Source organism: Pseudomonas acericola (SeqCode) (assembly GCF_053456465.1).
Genome location: NZ_JBRFJB010000011.1, coordinates 15,889 through 35,497, shown reverse-complemented (window position 1 = coordinate 35,497; position 19,609 = coordinate 15,889). Strand labels below are relative to the sequence as shown.

Annotated in this window: 20 protein-coding genes; 10 read left to right on the top strand and 10 right to left on the bottom strand. The window is 60.6% G+C overall.

Annotated features, from left to right (window positions below; genetic code table 11):
• Positions 1-52: 52 nt before the first annotated feature.
• Complete coding sequence (locus ACU688_RS26055) at positions 53-928, top strand: DMT family transporter (RefSeq protein WP_448186943.1); 876 nt, start codon at positions 53-55, stop codon at positions 926-928.
• Positions 929-961: 33 nt separating this feature from the next.
• Here the strand turns inward: ACU688_RS26055 and ACU688_RS26050 are convergent, their stop codons facing one another.
• On the bottom strand, positions 962-1,852 hold the full coding sequence (locus ACU688_RS26050; protein WP_448186942.1) for an esterase/lipase family protein: 891 nt from the start codon (positions 1,850-1,852) through the stop codon (positions 962-964).
• 168 nt (positions 1,853-2,020) lie between these two features.
• Here ACU688_RS26050 and ACU688_RS26045 point away from each other — a divergent pair, with 168 nt between their 5' ends.
• Both ACU688_RS26045 and ACU688_RS26040 read left to right on the top strand, forming a co-directional pair.
• Positions 2,021-2,551: a ferritin-like domain-containing protein gene (locus ACU688_RS26045; RefSeq protein WP_124525587.1), complete on the top strand. Its 531-nt coding sequence runs from the start codon at positions 2,021-2,023 to the stop codon at positions 2,549-2,551.
• Positions 2,552-2,715: 164 nt separating this feature from the next.
• The gene (locus ACU688_RS26040) at positions 2,716-3,426 is read left to right on the top strand and encodes a ribonuclease T2 family protein (RefSeq protein WP_448186941.1); all 711 of its coding nucleotides are present in this window, start codon (positions 2,716-2,718) and stop codon (positions 3,424-3,426) included.
• Here the strand turns inward: ACU688_RS26040 and ACU688_RS26035 are convergent.
• Positions 3,423-5,492 (bottom strand): AsmA family protein, encoded by a 2,070-nt coding sequence (locus ACU688_RS26035; protein ID WP_448186940.1) that lies wholly within the window; start codon positions 5,490-5,492, stop codon positions 3,423-3,425. The genes ACU688_RS26040 and ACU688_RS26035 overlap by 4 nt on opposite strands.
• A gap of 348 nt (positions 5,493-5,840) precedes the next feature.
• On the opposite strand from ACU688_RS26035, the gene ACU688_RS26030 reads away from it, so the two are divergent.
• Together ACU688_RS26030 and ACU688_RS26025 are read left to right on the top strand one after the other, a co-directional pair.
• On the top strand, positions 5,841-6,251 hold the full coding sequence (locus ACU688_RS26030) for a hypothetical protein (protein WP_448186939.1): 411 nt from the start codon (positions 5,841-5,843) through the stop codon (positions 6,249-6,251).
• Between the two features lie 149 nt (positions 6,252-6,400).
• A complete protein-coding gene (locus ACU688_RS26025) occupies positions 6,401-7,033 on the top strand; it encodes a TetR family transcriptional regulator (RefSeq protein ID WP_017737497.1) in 633 nt (210 codons plus the stop codon).
• A gap of 5 nt (positions 7,034-7,038) precedes the next feature.
• On the opposite strand, the gene ACU688_RS26020 is transcribed toward ACU688_RS26025, so the two are convergent.
• Positions 7,039-7,524 carry a C40 family peptidase gene (locus ACU688_RS26020; protein ID WP_448186938.1) on the bottom strand — a complete coding sequence of 162 codons (486 nt, stop codon included), beginning with the start codon at positions 7,522-7,524 and terminating at the stop codon, positions 7,039-7,041.
• A gap of 277 nt (positions 7,525-7,801) precedes the next feature.
• On the opposite strand from ACU688_RS26020, the gene ureE reads away from it, so the two are divergent.
• The 5 genes from ureE to ACU688_RS25995 all read left to right on the top strand — a co-directional run bounded on the left by ureE (position 7,802) and on the right by ACU688_RS25995 (position 11,476).
• Complete coding sequence (ureE, locus tag ACU688_RS26015) at positions 7,802-8,302, top strand: urease accessory protein UreE (protein WP_448186937.1); 501 nt, start codon at positions 7,802-7,804, stop codon at positions 8,300-8,302.
• Positions 8,299-8,973, top strand: coding sequence for an urease accessory protein UreF (locus tag ACU688_RS26010; RefSeq protein ID WP_448186936.1), 675 nt, complete (start codon positions 8,299-8,301; stop codon positions 8,971-8,973). Before ureE ends, ACU688_RS26010 begins: the two co-directional genes overlap by 4 nt.
• Positions 8,974-8,985: 12 nt before the next feature.
• Positions 8,986-9,600, top strand: coding sequence for an urease accessory protein UreG (gene ureG, locus ACU688_RS26005; RefSeq protein ID WP_017737493.1), 615 nt, complete (start codon positions 8,986-8,988; stop codon positions 9,598-9,600).
• A 22-nt stretch (positions 9,601-9,622) separates the two neighbouring features.
• Positions 9,623-10,195, top strand: a complete 573-nt coding sequence (locus ACU688_RS26000; RefSeq protein WP_448186935.1) for a HupE/UreJ family protein — start codon at positions 9,623-9,625, stop codon at positions 10,193-10,195.
• A 171-nt stretch (positions 10,196-10,366) separates the two neighbouring features.
• The gene (locus ACU688_RS25995; RefSeq protein WP_448186934.1) at positions 10,367-11,476 is read left to right on the top strand and encodes an AGE family epimerase/isomerase; all 1,110 of its coding nucleotides are present in this window, start codon (positions 10,367-10,369) and stop codon (positions 11,474-11,476) included.
• A gap of 110 nt (positions 11,477-11,586) precedes the next feature.
• Here ACU688_RS25995 and ACU688_RS25990 read toward each other — a convergent pair whose 3' ends face one another.
• From ACU688_RS25990 to ACU688_RS25960, 7 genes are all read right to left on the bottom strand, one after another.
• The gene (locus ACU688_RS25990; protein ID WP_124525581.1) at positions 11,587-12,492 is read right to left on the bottom strand and encodes a cation diffusion facilitator family transporter; all 906 of its coding nucleotides are present in this window, start codon (positions 12,490-12,492) and stop codon (positions 11,587-11,589) included.
• Positions 12,493-12,684: 192 nt separating this feature from the next.
• Positions 12,685-13,452, bottom strand: a complete 768-nt coding sequence (locus tag ACU688_RS25985) for an SDR family oxidoreductase (protein WP_448186933.1) — start codon at positions 13,450-13,452, stop codon at positions 12,685-12,687.
• A gap of 751 nt (positions 13,453-14,203) precedes the next feature.
• Positions 14,204-14,920: an ABC transporter ATP-binding protein gene (locus ACU688_RS25980; RefSeq protein WP_448186932.1), complete on the bottom strand. Its 717-nt coding sequence runs from the start codon at positions 14,918-14,920 to the stop codon at positions 14,204-14,206.
• On the bottom strand, positions 14,917-15,792 hold the full coding sequence (locus ACU688_RS25975) for an ABC transporter ATP-binding protein (RefSeq protein WP_124525577.1): 876 nt from the start codon (positions 15,790-15,792) through the stop codon (positions 14,917-14,919). The genes ACU688_RS25980 and ACU688_RS25975 overlap by 4 nt, the downstream gene beginning before the upstream one ends.
• Positions 15,789-17,066 (bottom strand): high-affinity branched-chain amino acid ABC transporter permease LivM, encoded by a 1,278-nt coding sequence (livM, locus tag ACU688_RS25970; RefSeq protein WP_017737487.1) that lies wholly within the window; start codon positions 17,064-17,066, stop codon positions 15,789-15,791. Before livM ends, ACU688_RS25975 begins: the two co-directional genes overlap by 4 nt.
• Before the next feature lie 2 nt (positions 17,067-17,068).
• On the bottom strand, positions 17,069-17,983 hold the full coding sequence (locus tag ACU688_RS25965; RefSeq protein ID WP_017737486.1) for an ABC transporter permease subunit: 915 nt from the start codon (positions 17,981-17,983) through the stop codon (positions 17,069-17,071).
• A 277-nt stretch (positions 17,984-18,260) separates the two neighbouring features.
• Complete coding sequence (locus ACU688_RS25960) at positions 18,261-19,397, bottom strand: branched-chain amino acid ABC transporter substrate-binding protein (RefSeq protein WP_448186931.1); 1,137 nt, start codon at positions 19,395-19,397, stop codon at positions 18,261-18,263.
• Positions 19,398-19,609 lie beyond the last annotated feature (212 nt).

Here is a 19,609-nt window from a genome sequence, read left to right as displayed (position 1 = left end):
TCGATCCAGACAAGGGATAATCCCGGCTCATCAACACACCTGGTTTCTTTCGATGCAATACGCGTATCCCCTGCTGGCCATTTTCATCTGGGCCGGCAACACGGTGGTCAACAAGCTGGCCGTGGGCACGATCTTCCCGGCGGAGATCGGCTTTTACCGCTGGCTGCTGGCGGCGCTGCTGTTTACGCCGTTCATGCTCAAGCCAGTGATCGCCAACTGGGCGCTGATCCGCCCGAACCTGGGCAAAATTGTCGTCCTTGGCGTGCTGGGCATGGCGGTGTACCAGAGCCTGGCGTACTACGCCGCGTCGCTGACCACGGCGACCAACATGGGCATCATCCTGTCGCTGATGCCGTTGATGGCGCTGACGGCGGCGATCATCAGCCTCGGCCAGCGCCTGACCTACGGCGCCCTCACCGGTGCGGTGCTGTCATTCGCAGGCGTGGTCGTGGTGGTGTCGTCCGGCAGCCTCGGCGCGTTGCTGCAACATGGGGTCAACCTGGGCGACGCGATGATGCTTGTGGCCACCCTGGCTTATGCGGTCTACAGCACCCTGCTGAAAAAATGGCAACTGCGCCTGCCGCCGTTGGTGTTGCTGTATTTGCAGGTGCTGGTGGCGGTGGTGGTGTTGTTTCCGCTGTTTCTGTTCTCGCAAAAAGCCGGCCTGGGCTGGGCGAATATTCCGCTGGTGATGTATGCGTGCCTGCTGGCTTCGATGCTGGCGCCGTTGGCGTGGATGCATTCGGTGAAGACCTTGGGGCCGAGCCGGACTACGCTGTTTTTCAATTTGCTGCCGTTGATTACGGCGCTGATTGCGGCGGTGGTGTTGAAGGAGGAGTTGGCGATGTATCACTTGGTGGGTGGATTGCTGACGTTGGGTGGGGTGATTTTGTCGGAGCGTTGGACCACGCCGGTCAGGACCGCCTAGACGCAGTTCAAAATGTGGGAGCGAGTCGGCCGGCTACACGCCTGCGGCCTTCAGTCTTTGGGCATGCTCGGTAAACAACCGAATCGGCTCCGCGCCCTTCCCCACCAGCCCCATGGATTGGTTGACGATATCGAAGTGATCCAGGGGAAAGTCATCCCCAATCACCATCCCCAGGTGTGAGCTGTAACGCCCGACCATGCCATCACACTGGCCCTTCTCCCGCACAAAGCTGCGGGCGAACAGGCGACAGCTGCGGTTCGTGCCGTCGAACAGGTTGCGGCCACGGTCGGTGATGCCCGGCTGCAAGGTGCCGGACCACGAGTAATAACGCACGCCGTTGACCTCCTCGGCCCCCTGCCCGCCCCAAGTGTCGGGCAAGCCTTGGGGATACTGGCGATTGAACAGCGCCACCCCGGCACTAGTCAGCGAATGGTGGGACGCCTGCAAGTCCGCCTTGAAGCGCGGCCCGCGATAGCCGGTTTCCAGTACGCCCATCACCCACGCGACCACATGGAACAGCGCGCTCATCAGCCGCCCCTTCACGCCGTCAATCGGGTAATGGAGATGAATATGGTCCGCCAACTCCGAACCATGATTCGGCCCGGCCACCGAAGTCACCGACGCCACCCACTCCGGGCGCTTGGCCGCCGCATAACGCGCAGTCAGCGAACCCTGGCTGTGGCCGATCAGGTTGACCTTGTCGGCACCGGTTTCCTCGCGGATCTGCGCGATCTGCGCCAGCAACTGCTCGCCGCGCACCTCGCTGGAATCCAGCGGTGCAACCTGCACGGCAAACACCTGCGCGCCACCCGCCCGCAGCGCCGGGACGATGCCGTACCAGTAGGAGAAAAACCCCAAACGCACAAAACCGAGCATGCCGGGTACCAACACCAGGGGGTAACGCGTGGCTAACGACTGCGGCATGGGGCGAACGTCCTTGATCAGGAAAGGATGACGAGAGGTTAGCCCAGCCCCACGACGAGGTTATGACATAAATCCAATAAAACTTTTTGCGCCGCCCGGGACTCACAACTTTGAGCGATTACGCCGACAGAGCGTGGCGCAAAACCGGATTAGCCCCAGGAGATCAAGATGACTGAAGTTCAACTGACCGACGTTGCCACCCTGCGCAGCCGCGCCCGCAAAAACGTCGAAAACGGCGCGGTGACCGAAGGCTATGACGCCGACCGCGAAGAAATCATCCGCTTGCTCAACGAGTCGCTGGCCACTGAACTGGTTTGCGTGTTGCGCTACAAGCGTCACTACTTCATGGCCAGCGGCCTCAAGGCGGCAGTCGCCGCTGATGAGTTCCTGGAGCACGCCACCCAAGAGGCCGAGCACGCCGACAAACTCGCCGAGCGGATTGTGCAATTGGGCGGTGAGCCGGAGTTCAACCCCGACCTGCTGTCGAAGAACTCCCACGCGCAGTACGTGGCCGGCAAGAACTTGAAGGAAATGGTCTACGAAGACTTGGTAGCCGAGCGGATTGCGGTGGACAGTTATCGCGAGATCATTCAGTACATCGGCGATAAAGACCCGACCACACGCCGGATCTTCGAAGACATCCTGGCCCAGGAAGAAGAACACGCCGACGACATGGCCGATATTCTGCAGGGCCTCTAACCAGCAACACACAGCAATGTGGGAGCTGGCTTGCCTGCTCCCACATTTTCGATCGTTCCCACCTGTCAGTGTTGACAGTAGATTCCCCATCGCAAAAGGGCTAATCAGTAACCCCATCATTCGCCAACAATACCGCTGGCCGAACGAATGTGGGGTAACCGCTCATGAAGAGTATCCGGTTCGTTGCAACGGCCCTGGCAACACTGCTGATCAGCCACGGCGTCCAGGCCTTGGATGCAAACGAAGAAATCACCCCTAGCAGCGCGGGGTTCACATACTTGGTTTACGCCAAGACCTGGCAGCCAAGTTTCTGCAAGCTGAGACCTGAAGTGGCAGGCTGCGATAAGCCGCCGCAACAGTTTCTCACCCACGGCATATGGCCCTACAACGACAGCGTGGGGCAGAAAACCAATCGCCACCCCGCCTTTTGCAACACCGCCCCCAGCTGCCAATCAACCACGGCCTGCGATATCAGCGACGCAAAGCTAGACCAGATTGCCAACACCCCCGCCATTGCTCAGCTAGTCACTGTAGCCCCGCAAGGGATGTTCAGACATGAATGGAAAAAACACGGAACCTGCTCAGGCAAAACAGAAAGTGACTATTTCAATGACATCGTCAGGCTGCGCAAAGTCGGGCTATACATCGAGCCAATGTTCGACAAATGGATAGGCAGCAGCGTAACCCTCGCCCAGATGAAGAACGCATTTCCCACCCATGCCTCCTTCCGTTGTTTCGTGCTGGACGGCAAGCAGTACTTGCATGAAGTGTTCTACTCAATCAACCCGGACGGAACGCCTTATAAAAAGGATCCGTCCCTCCAGATTGGCATCCCTTGCACGCCCGGCGATATTTTCATTCCCAGTGGAGCCTAGCCCTTAACCGTTTTCGGGGCTTTGCCTTCCTTCATCTGCTGTAACAACGGCGCGCACTGGTTCGGCACATCGCCGCTCGGCGCGATCAACGCCAGCAAGCCCGCTGCCGGGCCAACGATCACACCCAGCGCCACCATCCCGGCGCCACGCAGCATCAGCGGTACCGCTTTCACGCCGGCGTTAGGCTTGATGAACGGGCCATTGACGTACAACGGTGAACGCAGGGAGAACAGGCGAAAGCCTTTCGATTCCGGGGTGATGGTCAGGTCCAACTGCTCGGTGGCCATGTTCGCGGTGCCATCGATGTAGATGATGGCGTTCTCGGTATCGAACACAAACAAGCGCGTCGTGGCCAGGCCGGTCTTGATGCCGAAGTCGGCAGCCGCGCAGTTGATCTTCACTTCCTTGTCGCCAAACAGGCGGCCCACCACGTAGTTGCCGACGTTGAGCCCGGCGATTTCCATCAGGCCACGGCTGATGGCGCCGTCGTTGATCAGCATCTTCAGGTCACCGTTGGAACTGCCCAGCAGCGCCGCCACGGAGTTGCCGCGCCCGGCAATGTCGGCATCGCCGTTGAGTTCGCCGAAACTGGTTTTCATCGGTTCAAAGGTGGGGAACAGCTGCTTGAGCTTGAAGTTGCGCGCGGTGAGTTTGGCGCGGCCTTCCATCGGCGTGATACGGCCGTTCAGGCGGATCTGCGCGTCGAGCTTGCCGCCGGCCACGCCGAAGCGCAGGGGTTCGAGGCTCAGTTGGCCGTCGTTGAGCACCAGATGGGTATAGAGATCGGTGAAGGGCAGTTCGGCACTGTGCACGATACGTTTTCCGGTGAATTCCACGTCGGCGTCCATGTCGCGCCAGCGTTCGGTGCGGAACTCTTCCACCGGCAGCACCTTGGTCGCCGGCTGTTTGCTTTCACCGCCACGGGCCTTTTGCTTGGCGTTGGAGTCGGCGCCGATCAAGGGCGCGAGGTCGGTCATCAGCAGTTGGTTGGACACCAGCGCGCCGCTGAGCTTGGGCCGTGGCTGGCTGGCGACATAGGCGAGGTTGCCGTGGATATCGCTGTTGCCGATCTTGCCGTTGAAGTTTTCATAGGTGAATGACGCGCCGCTGGCTTCGTGCAGCTTGGCGATCAGGTGGCCGTCGGTGGAATAGGCCGGCGAGTCCGGCAGGGTCACGCCGGTCAGCGGGTACAGGTTGCCGAGACTTGAGCCTGCGAGTTTCAGGCGCAGGTCGAGGGCGCCGAGGTTGAGCGGGTCGGTCAGGGTGCCGGCGAGGGCGATGCTGGTATCGGCGATCTTGACCTGGGCTTGCAGCGGGAACGGCTTGGCTGCGTCCTGCAGGGCGAGCAGGCCACCGATCTTGCCGCTGCCGTCGAGTTTCTGCCCGTGGTACTGGCCTTTAACCTTGAGGGCGAACGCATAGTCTTGCGGCGCCGCGCCTTTTTCCAGGGCTTTCTTGGCATCCGCATCGCCGACGATTTCGCCGAACGGGATCGGCTTGCCCAGGGGGTCGATGATCACGTCGAGCTGGGTCTTGAGGGTTTGGTCGTCGAGGGTCACATGGCCTTTGTCGAAGCCGATGGCACCGATGTCGACCACCCAGTTGGACGGTTCGGCGTTCGGGTCCTTGGGGTCGAATGTGAAGGTCCAGTTGGCGCGACCGTCGGCGAGGCGTTGCAATTCGGCGCTTGGCTCAGTCAGGTCGATACGCGGGATCACCACGCGCTGCACCAGCAAGGCCAGGGGCGAGATGCGCAGCTCGACCTTCTTCAGGGTGACCATCTGCGGTTTTTTCGACCAGTCGGGGTTGCCCAGGCTCAGGTCCTCGGCGATCACATGGGGCCACGGCACCCAGGCGCGCCAGCCGCCTTCATCGGGCTCCCGCGCCCACGCCACCGCCAGGTTGCCGTTGATGGCAAACGGGCGATGCAGTTCTTCGGAGACCTTGGCATTGATCTGCGGCTTGATGCGGTTCCAGTCGAAGAACGCCAGCAGCAACACCACCACGGCGATTAATAGAACGAAGCTGGCACAGCTCCAAGCGACGATTTTGCGCGTGCGCGTCATTGCACAGGACTCCTGAATACGACTACAGCTGAACTACAGCTCATAAGGGTACGACTGGCAAACCGCCCGGGGGTTTAACCCGGCCACTGATTTAGTCGCAAAAAGCCATTTTCCTGATCAAGCAGACAGAATCAATCATCAATGGCGCACCATTGTTACCCACCTTCGTGTCGAAAATACCCACCCCGGTGCAAAACCGCGGGCTTGAGAGGTGCGAGTTAGAGCCTCTGCCGGGAACAATCAATTCTGTTGATTATTACCATTGTATTTATGAACTTTTATATCGACTTATCGAGAGTAGCATTAGCCCTGTACCCACTTTATCGCCCTCCCAAGGAGCAACCCATCATGAAACGCCAAGTACTCGCTACCGTCCTGTTGTCCGTCCTGGCTTCCAGCGCTTTTGCCTTGCCAGCCGCCGAACAAGCGACCCCACAGAACAAAGCCCAAGCCGTGCAGTCCAGCCAAACCCTGGCGCGCAGCGGTTCGCAAGAAGAAGAAAACCGTGACTACGCCAAAGGCGCTGTCGCTGAAAACGGCCGCAACCGCCTGGAAGAGAAAGGCCTGGTTGAAGGTGGCGCCGAGCAAGCCAGCAAACGTGCCTACACCGAAGGTGTTGCTGAAGGTGGCCGTGATCGCCTGGAACAGAAAGGCCTGGTCGAAGGCGGCTCCGAGCAAGCCAACAAGCGCGCTTACACTGAAGGTGTTGCTGAAGGCGGCGCTGATCGCCTGAAAGAACTGCACGAAGCCCAGAGCTAAGCCTGTGGTGGCCCACAAAAAAGCCCGATCCGCCGATCGGGCTTTTGCTTTGCTGTAGACCGCGTCACGCATCACCCCGCGCAAGTTCGACGCCGATGAAGCTGTTTTGCTAGAGTGCGTCGCTGAACTTGCCGACAAAGCCCCCGCCCATGCTGCCCCGCGCCGAACAGAAGCAACAGACCCGCCTCGCCCTGATGGACGCAGCCCGCCATCTGATGGAGTGTGGCCGTGGGTTTGGCAGCCTGAGCCTGCGCGAAGTGGCCAAGACGGCCGGCATTGTGCCCACCGGTTTCTATCGCCACTTTGCCGACATGGACCAGCTTGGGCTCGTGCTGGTCAGCGAGGTCGGCCAGACCTTCCGCGCCACCATTCGCCTGGTGCGCCACAACGAATTCGTGATGGGCGGCATTATCGACGCGTCCGTGCGCATCTTTCTCGATGTGGTGTCGGCCAACCGTTCGCAATTCCTGTTCCTCGCCCGCGAACAATACGGTGGTTGCCTGGCCGTACGCCAAGCCATCGGCGCCTTGCGCGAAGACATCACCCGCGACCTAGCGGCCGACCTCACGCTGATGCCCAAGCTGCAACACCTGGACGGCGAAGGCCTGCATGTGATGGCCGACCTGATCGTCAAAAGTGTGTTCGCCACCCTGCCCGACATCATCGACCCACCCGCCCAGGCCCTGCCGGCCCACCTCACGCCCCAGGCGAAAATCACCCAGCAATTGCGCTTTATCTTTATCGGCTTGAAGCACTGGCAAGGCCTGGGCAGTACCGAATAAGACGATCAACCCGCCGAGTGGAAACGCTTGGCCGTCGTGTAGTTTTTATTCCAGTAGTTGTTGCTCAGCGAGTCGATACGGATGCTCTTGCCCGTGCGTGGCGAGTGGATGAATTTGCCCTCACCGATATAAAGGCCCACATGGCTGACCTGCCCGCGCCCGTTGGCTTTGAAAAACACCGCATCGCCCGGCTTGAGTGCATTGCGCGGGATGGTCGCAGCCGTCGAACGGTGCATCGCCGCCGTGGTGCGCGGGATCTGGATATTCGCTTCGGTCTTGAACAGATAGACCAGGAAACTGCTGCAATCGAAGCCTTGCTGCACCGAGGTGCCGCCCCACTTGTAGGGCGTGCCCAGCAGTTCATGGGCACGGTCAACCACGTTGTTGATAGTGACCGGAGCGAAGGTCGGGCGCGGTTGTAGATTGGCCGAAGCCGTTGAAATGACGAATGACAGGCTGACAATGACTAAGCAAAAAAATGACTTGAACATGATGAGCGTCGCAGTGAATTAAACACGGCGCGAATCCTAAAGAGTCAACACGAAGCACCATGAACGGATAATCCCCAGGCTACGTAGGACAAATCCCAAAACGCTCAAGACAAGTGCACAGACACATGACGAGCACCGTTTTGGCGCGCCGCTAGAAATTTCCTACGCCCTATTTAGTGGCGCCACAGCGCCTACTTACAGGCGATTCCCACTCGCCGCCAAGATTGGCAAGGCCCTTGCTCTAGCACTTGCATCGCTCATTGCTGGAAGCCTTCTGATGCTGGTGATCCACCGCCGAATCGCCCCCCAAGCCCTCTGGGCTGCCGAGTTGCTGCTGAACTTCGAAGCCCGCAGCAAAAGCCGCCTGCGCTGTTTCAGTGCCGACGGTGAAGACGTCGGCCTGTTCTTGGAGCGTGGCCAGCCACCGCTGCACGATGGCGAATTCCTACAGGCTGAAGACGGACGTGTCGTACGCGTCTGCGCCCGCCCTGAACAGCTGCTGCACGTCACCTGCCCCAGCGCCTTTGAACTGACCCGCGCGGCCTATCACTTGGGCAATCGCCACGTCGCACTGCAAGTCGGGGATGGCTGGCTGCGCCTGCTCGATGACTACGTGCTCAAGGCCATGCTCGATCAACTGGGCGCCACCACCGAAACCCTTGAAGCACCATTCCAGCCGGAACACGGCGCCTATGGCGGTGGCCATCACCATTCGCGCCATGGCGACGAAGCTTTCAACTACCCGCCCAAGCTGCACCAGTTCGGCGTGCGTCTATGAACCCAGCCTGGGCGCTGTTGCGTCTGGCCAGTCCGCAATTGCCGATTGGCGGCTACAGCTATTCCCAAGGCCTGGAAATGGCCGTGGAGAACGGCCGCGTCAGTGATGCGGCCAGCGCCCGCCGCTGGATCAGCGATCAGTTGCTGCTCAACCTCGCGCGTTTTGAAGCACCGCTGCTGCTCGCCCATTGCCACGCCGCTGCGCAACAGGATTGGGCGCAGCTGGCCAAGTTGTGTGAAGAGCACCGCGCCAGCCGTGAAACCCGCGAGCTGTATCAGGAAAGCCGGCAGATGGGCTACTCCCTGCAACAGTTGCTCAATGGCTTGCCTGAATTGGACGACGCCGCGCGCGGTTTTCTTGAACAACGCGGCGAACCCCACCTCGCCCTGGGCTGGGCCCTGGCCGCCCGCGCCTGGAGCATCAGCCCCGCCGACGCCCTCGCCGCCTGGCTGTGGAGCTGGCTGGAAAACCAACTGGCCGTGTTGATGAAAACCCTGCCCCTGGGCCAGCAAGCCGCCCAGCACCTGACCAGCGAACTGCTGCCACTGCTGCAACAAGCCCAGCAGGACGCCGCACGCATCGACCCCAACCATTTCGGCAGCGCCGCGTTCGGCCTGTCCCTGGCGTGCATGGCCCACGAGCGCCAGTACAGCCGCCTGTTCCGTTCCTAGGAGAACCACCCCATGAATACACAACCTTTGCGCGTCGGCATCGGTGGCCCAGTGGGCTCCGGCAAGACCGCCCTGACCCTGGCCCTGTGCCTCGCCCTGCGCGACCGCTACAACCTGGCCGTGGTCACCAACGACATCTATACCCGCGAAGACGCCGACTTTCTGGTGCGCAACCAGGCCCTCGCGCCCGAGCGCATCATCGGCGTGGAAACCGGCGGCTGCCCGCACACGGCGATCCGCGAAGACGCGTCGATCAACCTTGAAGCGGTCGACCAACTCAACCGCCGCTTCCCCGGCCTGGACCTGATCCTGGTGGAGTCCGGTGGCGACAACCTCTCGGCGACCTTCAGCCCGGAGTTGTCGGACCTGACCATCTATGTGATCGATGTGTCCGCCGGCGACAAACTGCCGCGCAAGGGCGGGCCAGGCATTTGCAAGTCCGACCTGCTGGTGATCAACAAGATCGACCTGGCGCCGCTGGTCGGCGCTTCGCTGGAGCTGATGAACAGCGATACCACGCGCATGCGCAACGGCAAGCCCTTTGTGTTCAGCAACCAGAAAACCGGGGTTGGCCTGGAAGAAATCGTCGCCTTTATCGAACGCCAAGGCCTGCTGACCGCCGCCTGATCAACCCATAAGGAACCTGTCCATGAGCCTCAAGAAACTCTTCACCGCCGCCGCGCTGCTACTGGCCCCGGCCCTCGCGTTCGCCCACCCGGGCCATGGCGATAACGGCTTGATCGCCGGGATCAGCCACCCGTTGGGCGGCATCGACCATTTGCTGGCGATGGTGGCGGTCGGCCTGTGGGCCGCACAACAGAAAGGCACGGCCCGCTGGGCGCTGCCGTGTACGTTTGTCGGCACCATGCTGATCGGCGGCGTGCTGGGCTTTGAAGGGATGCAGTTGCCGGCGATGGAAAGCGGGATAGCCGCGTCGGTGCTGGCCCTGGGCCTGGCGGTGGCGCTGGCGGTGCGGCCGCCGCTGTTTGTGGCGGTCGGTGCGACGGCGTTGTTCGCGTTGTTCCATGGTGTGGCCCATGGTTTGGAGCTGCCGGACATGTCCAGCCCGTGGGCGTATGCGGCTGGTTTTGTCGGGGCGACTGCTGTGTTGCACGCGGCCGGGTATGCGGTGGTGCGTTTCCTGCCAGCTGCAGCGGCGCCGTTGGTGCGGATTGCCGGGGCGGCTTCGGCGGCGACTGGGGTTTGGTTGCTCGCGGGCTAATTCGCGGCGTCTGTCAGGGCCTCATCGCAGGCAAGCCAGCTCCCACATTTTGATCTGCGAACCCAATCAAATGTGGGAGCTGGCTTGCCTGCGATAGCGGTCCCACAGACACCACAGAACCCAAGCCTGCTACCATGCGCGCCTACACCCCTGCCGTGACGACGCCAGCCAATGCCCACCGCTCCAAGCTCCACCCTGAACGCCGTGCTCACGCACTTCCACACCCTGATCGTGCCGCTCTGGCAGGGCCCTGGCTGGAATGCCGAGCTGGCGTTGCCCTATGAGGCGCTGGACGCCAACCATCAGCCATTGCCGCCGCAACGCTACCGCGCCATGGCCTGTGCCCGGCAGTTGTACCTGTTCGCCAGCCTGATCGGCGAACCTGGCGCGGCGTTTGCCGAAGAACGCGCAGCAGCGCTGTTCCGCTCCCTGCAACGGCACTTCCACGATGCCGAGCACGGCGGCTGGTTCTACAGCATCGACCCGGCCGGCCAGCCGCTGGACAAGCGCAAAGACCTCTACACCCACGCCTTCATCATCTTCGCCTGCGCCCACTACTGGGCCAAGGTGCGCGAGCCGTTGGTGGAGTCGGTGCTCAATGCCGCCCTGGCAGTGGTCGCCGAACGCTTTACCACAGGCGACGGCCTGTTCGAAGCCGTGCTGGAGCGCAACTGGTCGTCCCTCAAGTCCGGCCCGCTGCAAAACCCGTTGATGCACCTGGCCGAAGGCTTCCTGGCCACCCTCGCCGTGCGTGAAGACGCCGGTGTACAAGCGGCACTGCTGGGCTTGGCGACGGCCATGCAGCAGCGTTTTATCGACCGCCAGCACGGCGTAATGATGGAGAAACCGCTGGGCGCTGTGGATAACTGGTTTGAGCCGGGGCACCAGTTCGAGTGGTTCTTTTTGCTGGAATCTTCCGACGTCCTACGCGGCACGCCGTTGCATGCCTCGCTGACGCGGGCTTTTGCCTACGCCGAGCAAATGGGTGTGGATAAGTCGAGCGGTGCGGTCAGCGGCATGTTGGCGCTGGATGGCAGCGTGCGCGATGGCACCCAGCGTATCTGGGCGCAGGCGGAATACCTGCGGGCGCTGACCTTGCGGCCGGGCAGCGAGGCGGTGTTGCAGCGCCAGTTGCTGGCGCTGCAACAGCACTTTTTGCATGGCAAAGGCTGGAATGAATGCCTGGATGCCCAGGGTGTGGTGAGTCGGTGGGATATGCCTTCTACTACGCCTTATCATTTGGCGACTTGCTATCAGGGGTTGATCCAGCATTTGGGCTGACTTTCAGGGCCCTATCGCAGGCAAGCCAGCTCCCACATTTGAATGTATTCACAAATCAAACTGTGGGAGCTGGCTTGCCTGCGATAGCCTCAACTCGGTCTAACCGCCGATCACGCAATCCACTTGCGATCCCCCGTAAAACTGATGGTCAACCACCGCGCCGCATCCGCTTTGCCCAGCCCTGTGGATATCTCTTCACGCAGTCCATCCAGGGTCGCGACGTTATCCACCGGGTAATCCGCCGGCAACACCACATGAATCTCGATAAACCGCGCCCGCCCGTGCTTTTGCACGTAGGACACGTAGTCGTCGAAACCGTGTTTGGCCTGGGCCGCGTCCATCACTTCACGCACCTTGTCGTCCAACTGGTCCGGGGCAATCCCCAGCACCTCGCGCAACGCCGGGCGCAGGATCTTGAACGCCGGCGCCAGCATGCTCAGGGCCAGCAGGATCAGGATCAATGGGTCGACATACACCGCCCACTCGCCATAGCCCTGGGACTTGAGCAACAGCGCGGCGAGGAAGCTGATCAGCAAGCCGATCGATAGCATCGCGTCCACCAGCCAGCTGATGTTGTCGAACTGGATCAGCGAGGACTTGAGCGTGCGATTGCGATAACGCACGTAGAAGAAGTAGGCAAATTCGACGACGGTAAACACCGCCGCATAAATAATCACCAGCCCCAACTCGATCTCGCGCCCGCCATTGATAATGCCGAACACGCCGTTGAGGAACGCATAGATGGCGATCAGCAGCAGGAAGCTGCCTTCGATCAACAGCACCATCGGCTCCAGGTGCCAGTAGCCGAACTGGAAGCGCTCGTTGCTTTTCTTGGCAATCAGCTTGGCCGTGATCAGCATCAACACCTTGATGGCGGTGGCGATCAGCGAGAAAAAGCCGTCGAACAGAATGGATTGGGCGCCGGATATCACACCCGTGACAATCCCGGCGATCGCGACTGCGAACATCAGGATAGTCGATTGTTTGAGCAGTGCCTGCTCACCTCGGTTACTCACATTTCCTCCTGTCAAAACCTTGAAACCGCTGGGTGCGGTGGGGTTTTCAGGAGGGGAGTGTACCTTATGGCCTGTTTTGACCGATTGTGGCGAGGGAGCTTGCTCCCGCTGGGCTGCGCAGCGACCCCAAAATCTTAGGGCCGCTTCGCGCCCCAGCGGGAGCAAGCTCCCTCGCCACAGGAGCGATCTCTCTTAAGCTTTAGCGCCACGCTCAATCGCAAACCCAGCCCAGGTCTGGCTCACCGGCATCAGTTCCAGACGGTTGATGTTCACATGCGCCGGTGTGTTCATGACCCAGAAGATCGTGTCGGCAATGTCCTGCGGCTGGATCGGCTCGGCACCGGCATAGGTGGCGTCATAACGCGCCTGGTCGCCGCCAAAGCGCACCAGCGAGAACTCGCTCTCACACAGGCCCGGTTCGATGTTGGTCACCCGTACGCCGGTGCCTTGCAGGTCGCAACGCAGGTTCAGCGAGAACTGCTTCACGAACGCCTTGGAACCGCCATACACATGACTGCCCGGATACGGATAGTTGCCGGCAATGGAACCCAGGTTGATGATCCCGGCGCCACGGCCGTGGGCGATCAGGCGCGGCAACAGCAGGCTGGTGGTGGTCAACAGGCCCTTGATGTTGGTATCGACCATGGTTTCCCAATCGTCGAGGCTGCACTTGGGCGCAGGGTCGGTGCCCACGGCCAGGCCCGCGTTGTTGATCAGCCCGCGCAGCTTCGCGAACGATGGCGGCAGGTTGGCGATTGCGTCTTCCATGCCCTTGCGGTCACGCACGTCCACCACCAGGCCGTGCACTTCGGTCTGCTTGGAAAGCTCTTCGACCAGCGCATTCAAGCGCTCGGCACGACGACCGGTGAGCACCAGTTTCCAGCCGGCTTCGGCAAAACGACGGGCGCAGGCTTCGCCGAAACCTGAGGTTGCGCCAGTAATAAATAGCGTGTTGGACATGGTGTTCTCCTTGCGGGCATCGGGAAAAAATCAGCCAGCAGAATGCCCGTACGACGCGGTTGCGGCAACCGCTATGCGCAGAACTCCATGTGCAACTGATCAGTTTTTAACCACATCTCGCAAAGCCTTACAGAACGTGGCTTGCAGCCATGTGCGCGCAGGTTATCCACAACTGCGCCCACAGTCTTTGGGGGCAAGTGCAAAATACCTCAGGCCGCTGTATGCGGGGCTTGCAGGCGATTTTAGAAAGTTTTTTGCTTGACCTTGGCAGGGCCGTATGTAGGCCCATCGACAGGGAGAAAATCGCAACGATGGCTCCAGGCCAGTCATTCCGGCCTCTGCGGAGGTCTTTCCAGAGTTTAGTCACAGACTTATCCACAGGCTGAGTGGACATAAATCGGTCATATACCTGTGTCTTTAAACAGGTTGACAAAGCCCTTGGTCGGTCGCGAAAAAACCCCTGATCAAAAAACGATCAGTGCGCTGTAAGCCCCGTGTTTAAAGGCTTTCAGCAGAGTACTACCACGTTACCCACAGCCGGTTCCACAGTGGATGGGGACAAGTCAAAACTGTGACAAAACAGGGATTTGCGGCGGCTATATGTCGCGCTTTGGAGGGTGGCTGGATTTGTTTTCCACAATTTGGTATCGGCGCTGTGGACACTACAAATACAAATGTGGGAGCTGCTCTTTGTGGGAGCTGGCTCCCACATAAAGCCAGCTCCCACAGGGGGTTTGCGTCAAGCTTTAGGTCAGTGCCCGCCAAGGTAGGCGTTGCGCACTTCCTCGTTGACCAGCAACTCTTTACCCGTGCCGGTGAGGCGAATCTCGCCGTTGACCATCACATACGCCCGATCCGACAAGCGCAGCGCATGGTTGGCGTTCTGCTCCACCAGGAAGATGGTCATCCCGGTAGCCGCCAATTCGCGCAAGGTCGAAAAGATCTGCTTCACCACAATCGGCGCCAGGCCCAGGCTCGGTTCGTCCAGCAGCAACAGCTTGGGCCGGCTCATCAGTGCGCGGGCGATGGCGAGCATTTGCTGCTCGCCACCGGACATGGTCATGGCCCGCTGGTTACGCCGTTCCTTGAGCCGTGGGAACAGCTCGAACATGCGCTGCATGTCCTGGCTGGCGAACTTGTCGCCAATCGGGATGGTGCCCATCAGCAGGTTTTCCTCGACGGTCATGTCGGGGAACACCCGCCGCCCTTCCGGCGACTGCGCGATGCCGTTGGAGGCGATGTAGTGGGACGACTTGTGGGTAATGTCGACGCCGTTGTAAAGAATCTGCCCCGACTCGGCCCGTGGCTGGCCGAAGATCGACATCAGCAGCGTGGATTTGCCCGCGCCGTTGGAGCCGATCAGGCTCACGGTTTCGCCTTCGTTGATGTGCAGCGAGACTTTTTTCAGGGCCTGGATCGGGCCGTAGAACACGTCCAGGTCCTTCATTTCGAGGATAGGTGCACTCATACCAGCTCCTCTTCGTCAGCGCCGAGGTAGGCGGCAATCACTTTCGGGTCATTGCGGATCGCGTCCGGGCCGCCTTCGGCGATCACGTTGCCGTGGTCGAGCACCACAATGTGGTCGGAAATACTCATCACCATGCCCATGTCGTGTTCAATCAGCACCACCGTCAGGTCGTGTTCGTCGCGCAACAGGCGAATCATCGCGCTGAGGGCTTCGGTTTCCTGGGGGTTAAGGCCCGCCGCCGGTTCGTCCAGGCAGATGATCTGCGGCCGCGTGCACATGGCCCGGGCGATTTCCAGGCGGCGTTGCTGGCCGTAGGAGAGTTCACCCGCGAGGCGGTTGGCGCAGTCCACCAGGTCCACGACTTCCAGCCAATAGAAGGCGTGGTCCAGAGCGTCGCTTTCGGCCTTGCGGTAGCCCTTGGTGTTGAGAATGCCCGCGAGCATGTTGCGGTTGACCCACATGTGCTGGGCCACCAGCAGGTTTTCCACCACGGACATTTCCTTGAACAGGCGAATGTTCTGGAAGGTCCGGGCCAAACCGGCGCGGTTCACCAAGTGGGTACCGCCGAACATCTTGTAGTACACCCGGCTGAGGAAGCTTTTCGGCGAGACAAAGTCGGTGGGCTGGAAGCGCTCGCCGAGCAGTTGGATCACGTCGGTCTGCTTGCCGCGCACGTTGAGGTTGATCTTGCCCCCGCTGGCTTTGTAAAAGCCGGTGAGGCAGTTGAACACCGTGGTCTTGCCGGCGCCGTTGGGGCCGATCAGGGCGAAGATCGAGTTGCGTTCGACCTTGAGGCTCACGTCGCTCAAGGCCTTGATGCCACCGAAGTGCATCATCAGGTGTTCCACGGAAAGGACGACTTCCTTGCTCATGGCGCTACCCCCTTGCGTGGTGTCACACCGGTACGGCTGATGCGGATCAACCCGCGCGGTCGCCAGATCATCATCACCACCATCAGCACGCCAAACAGCAGCACGCGGTATTCAGAGAAGCTGCGCAGCAGTTCCGGCGCGACGGTCAGCACGAACGCCGCGATCACCACGCCCACCGTCGAGCCCATGCCGCCCAGCACCACAATGGCGAGGATCAGCGCTGACTCAAAGAAGGTGAACGACGACGGGTTGACGAAGCCCTGGTAGCTGGCAAAAAACACCCCGGCCAGGCCGGCGGTGGAGGCACCGATGGTGAACGCCGAGAGTTTGACCAACACGTGGTTCAGGCCCATGGAACGGCAGGCGATTTCATCTTCGCGCAAGGCTTCCCAGGCGCGACCGACCGGCATGCGGGTCAGGCGGTGCTTGATGTACAGCACGGCCAGCACCACCAGGAACAGCACGATGTAGATGAACATGAACTTGATGTTGGGGTTGTAATCGATGCCGAAGAACTCGTGGAACGGAATCCCGCCCTCCTTCGCCTTGCGCCCGAACTCCAGGCCGAGAAAGGTCGGCGATGGCACCGGCATGCCGTTCGGCCCACCGGTAAACGACAACCAGTTGTTCAGCACCAGGCGGATGATTTCACCGAAGCCCAGGGTCACGATGGCCAGGTAGTCACCGTGCATTCGCAACACCGGGAAACCGAGTATGCATCCCGCCAACGCCGCCGCGATGGCCGCCAAGGGCAGCACCGTCCAGAAGCCGAGGCCGAGGTATTGATAACCCAGGGCCAGGCCATAGGCGCCGATGGCGTAGAACGCCACGTAGCCCAGGTCAAGCAAGCCGGCCAGGCCGACCACGATGTTCAGGCCCAGGCCCAGCAGTACGTAGATCAAGCCGAGGATGACCACGGTGAGCAGGTACTTGTTGGCAAAGATCGGGAACACGATGGCGATCACGATCAGTGCCGGGATGATCCAGCGCAGCCGCGACTTGTAGTCCGGCGCCAGCACATGCACGCCGGAGCCGCTGCTCTCGAAGCCTTGCAGGATCTTCAGGCCCTTGGGGGTTTGCAGGAACAGGCTGAGGGCAAAACGGCCGACCATGACGATGGCGACCAGCGTGGCCACGCGGGCCGGTTCCAGGTTGAAGCTGTAGCCGTCGAGGACGACGCCGACGATCGGACCGAACACGACCAGGGAAATAAGCCCGGCGAGAATCGTATCGACCACACTTTTCTTGATATCGATGGGTTTGGCAGCAGACATGTTTACACCTTAGCCACGAGTGGGCGACCCAGCAGGCCCTGGGGACGGAAAATCAGAATCACCACCAGCAGGGAGAAACTGAACACGTCTTTGTAGTCAGAGTTGATCAACCCCGCGAACAGTGACTCGGAGATGCCGAGGATGATCCCGCCGAGCATCGCCCCAGGCAGGGAGCCAATGCCGCCGAGGACCGCCGCGGTAAACGCCTTGATGCCGATGATGAAGCCGGCATAGAAGTCGAAGGTGCCGTAGTTGAGGGTGATGAGCACACCGGCAAGGGCGGCCATGGCGGCACCGATGACAAACACGTAGGAGATCACGCGGTCGGTGTTGATGCCGAGGATGGAGGCCATCTTGCGGTCTTGCTGGGTGGCGCGGCACATGCGGCCGAGCTTGGTGTATTTGATCACGTAGGTCAGCAGGGCCATGCCAGCGAAGGCGGCGACCAGGATGAAGACCTTGGTGTACGTCAGTTGCACGAAGCCGGTGCCGATATCGACACGCCAGGCCCCGGCCAACAGGGTGGGAATGCCTTGCTGCTTGGCGCCCTGGGCGATCTGTGCGTAATTCTGCAGGATCAGCGAGATGCCGATGGCGCTGATCAGCGGCGCGAGTCGGGTGGAATTGCGCAGCGGTTTGTAGGCGACACGCTCGATGACCCAACCGTACACGCCGGTGACGACCACGGTGAAGATCAAGGTGCCGAGAATGAGCAGCGGGAAGGATTCAATGCCGAAGTAGGCAAGCAGGGCCAGGGTGATCGCCGCGAGGTAAGCGGAAATCATATAAACCTCGCCGTGGGCGAAGTTGATCATGCCGATGATGCCATAGACCATTGTGTAGCCGATGGCGATCAGGCCGTAGACCGACCCGAGGGTCAGGCCGTTGACCAGTTGCTGCAGGAAAATACCATCCATAACGCAATCTCACGCGGTGAGCACCTGCACACCTGTGGGTGTGCGGCGCTTCTGGAGGAAAAGACAGATCTCGATCACGACACAGTCCCCCTGTGGGAGCGGGCTTGTGTGGCGAGGGAGCTTGCTCCCGCTGGGCTGCGAAGCAGCCCCAAACTGGGCGATCGAGACACATCAGATGTACCTCGGTGAACGGTTTGGGAGTGCTACGCACTCCAGCGGGAGCAAGCTCCCTCGCCACAACAAGCCCGCACCCACATTGGGTCCGCGGTGTTTGTACTTACTTCTGTTTTTCCAGCTGATGGTATTTACCGTCTTTGTCCCACTGGTAAACCACGTAGTCGGAGATTTTGAGGTCGCCCTTGCCGTCCCATTCCTTCTTGCCCATCACGGTCTGGACAGGGTTGGCTTTCAGCCACTTGGCCGCATCTTCGCCCTTGTTGGACTTGGCGCCGTTGAAGCCAGCCGCCAGGGCCTGGACCGACGCGTAGGCGTACAGGGTGTAGCCTTCCGGCTCGGTGCCGTTTTTGCGGAACTCTTCCACCACGGCCTTGCTGTCTGGCAGCAGGCGCGGGTCGGCGCCGAAGGTCATGTAGACGCCGTCGACGTATTGCGCGCCGCCAGCGGTGGCCACCAGTTCGTCGGTCACGACACCATCGTCGGACATGAACTTGACGTCTTTCAGACCGGCTTCACGGATCTGGCGAACCAGAGGACCGGCTTCCGGGTGCAGGCCGCCGAAGTACACGACGTCAGCGCCCAGGGAACGGATCTTGGTGACCAGGGCGCTGAAGTCTTTCTCGCCGCGGGTCAGGCCTTCTTCCAGTACCGGCTTGACGCCGCGCTTGGTCAACTGGGCTGAGGTGGCGTCGGCCAGGCCTTTGCCGTAGGTGTCCTTGTCGTTGATGACCGCGACTTTCTTGCCCTTGAGCACATCGACGATGTAGTCGCCGGCGACGATGCCTTGCTGGTCGTCACGCCCGCACATGCGGAACATGGCACTCAAGCCGCGCTCGGTGACCTGTGGGTTGGTGGAACCTGGGGTGATCGCGATCACGCCAGCATCACTGTAGACCTCAGAAGCAGGAATCGTGTTGGAGGAACAGAAGTGCCCGACCACACCGGCCACCTTGTCCTGGTCAACCAGACGGTTGGCCACGGCTACTGCCTGCTTTGGCTCGCAGGCATCATCGCCTTTGACCAGCACGATTTTCTCGCCGTTGATGCCCCCAGCCTTGTTGATCTCATCGGCTGCCGCTTGGGCACCCTTCATGTACTGCTCACCGAAAGCAGCGTTGGCACCCGTCATCGGGCCCGCCACGCCAATTTTCACATCAGCTTGAACAAACGTAGAAACACCCAGCGCCGCTGCAACGGCAAGGGCCAGGAAACCTTTCTTGTAAAACGTCTGGGACATGAGTGGTGCTCCGATATTTTTGATTTTTGGCACTACAACTTGCGTTCAAACTTTTCACTGAAAGCCCTGAGCAAAGCGCGTGCCAGTAGGTTTTTATTCTTCAAAAAGACACGGTGTCATTGTTATTGCGGGCGTTTCGGCGCCGTTCGTCAGGACGTGCAACCCTCTAACATCATGAGGTGCAACCTGTGCGCCGAAAAAGTACAACCCTG